The organism is Shimia sp. R11_0, assembly GCF_017744035.1.
Taxonomy (GTDB): domain Bacteria; phylum Pseudomonadota; class Alphaproteobacteria; order Rhodobacterales; family Rhodobacteraceae; genus Shimia; species Shimia marina.
On the sequence record NZ_JAGHQY010000023.1, the window covers coordinates 1 to 1,819 of the forward strand.

Annotated in this window: 1 protein-coding gene; it reads left to right on the forward strand. The window is 60.9% G+C overall.

Going from position 1 to position 1,819, the window contains the following annotated elements:
* On the forward strand, window positions 1–1,819 hold a 1,819-nt coding region (acs, locus tag J7382_RS19820; RefSeq protein WP_209070714.1), incomplete at both ends, for an acetate--CoA ligase.

The following is a 1,819-nucleotide window of genomic DNA, read 5'->3' on the forward strand; positions in this document are numbered from 1 at the left end:
CCGCCACCTACGAGGAGATGTATGCGTCTTCGCTTGCGGATCCTGAGGCGTTCTGGGGAGAGCATGGCAAGCGCGTGGAGTGGATCAAGCCTTACAGCAAGGTGAAGAACACCTCCTTCGCCCCGGGCAATGTGGACATCAAATGGTTTGAGGACGGCACGCTCAACGTGGCGGCCAACTGTATCGACCGCCATCTGGAAACCCGCGGCAATCAGGCCGCGATCATCTTTGAACCCGATGATCCCAATGAGCCGGCGCAATCCATCACCTATGCCGATCTGCACCGCCGTGTCTGTCGCATGGCCAATGTGCTCGAAAGCCTCGGCGTGCGCAAAGGTGACCGCGTGGTGATCTACCTGCCGATGATCCCCGAAGCCGCCTATGCCATGCTGGCCTGCGCCCGCATCGGCGCGATCCACTCGATTGTCTTTGCAGGTTTCAGCCCCGACGCGCTAGCCGCACGGATCAACGGCTGTGACGCCAAAGTGGTGATCACCGCAGACAGCGCCCCGCGCGGTGGGCGCAAGACCGCGCTCAAATCCAACACCGATGCCGCGCTTCTGCACACCAAAGACACGGTCAAATGCCTTGTGGTCAAACGCACCGGCGATCAGACCACATGGATCGACGGGCGCGACTACGACTATAATGAGATGGCCATCGAGGCGAATGACTACTGCAAACCTGCAGAGATGAGCGCCGAGGATCCGCTCTTCATTCTCTACACCTCAGGCTCCACCGGTCAGCCCAAAGGCGTGGTGCATTCCACCGGCGGCTATCTGGTCTATGCCGCCATGACCCATGAATACACCTTTGATTACAAAGACGGCGACATCTTCTGGTGCACCGCCGATGTGGGCTGGGTCACCGGCCACAGCTATATCGTCTATGGGCCGCTGGCCAATGGCGCGACCACGCTGATGTTTGAAGGCGTGCCGACTTATCCGGATGCCTCTCGCTTCTGGCAGGTCTGCGAAAAACACCGTGTGAACCAGTTCTACACCGCACCCACCGCGCTGCGTGCGCTGATGGGCCAAGGCAATGACTATGTGGAGAAATGTGACCTCAGCAGCCTGCGCATCCTTGGCACCGTGGGCGAGCCGATCAACCCGGAGGCCTGGAACTGGTACAATGACGTGGTCGGCGGCGGCCGCTGCCCGATCGTGGACACCTGGTGGCAGACCGAGACCGGTGGCCATATGATGACCCCCCTGCCCGGCGCCCATGCCACCAAACCTGGCGCAGCGATGAAGCCCTTCTTTGGCGTCAACCCGGTGGTGCTGGATCCGCAGTCCGGCGAGGAAATCACCGGCAATGACGTGGAGGGCGTGCTCTGCATTCAAGACAGCTGGCCGAGCCAGATGCGCACGGTCTGGGGTGATCATGAGCGCTTTGAGAAAACCTACTTCTCTGATTACAAAGGCTACTACTTTGCCGGTGACGGCTGTCGCCGCGACGCGGATGGCGACTATTGGATCACCGGCCGTGTGGATGATGTGATCAATGTCTCCGGCCACCGCATGGGCACGGCTGAGGTGGAAAGTGCCCTTGTGGCCCATGCCGCCGTGGCTGAAGCCGCCGTGGTGGGCTATCCGCATGACATCAAGGGCCAGGGCATCTACTGCTATGTCACCCTGATGAACGATCAGGAGCCCTCTGAGGAGCTGATGAAAGAGCTGCGCACCTGGGTGCGCACCGAAATCGGCCCCATCGCCAGCCCGGATCTGATCCAATGGGCGCCGGGCCTGCCCAAAACCCGCTCCGGCAAAATCATGCGCCGCATCCTGCGCAAAATCGCAGAAAACGACTACGCCGCCCT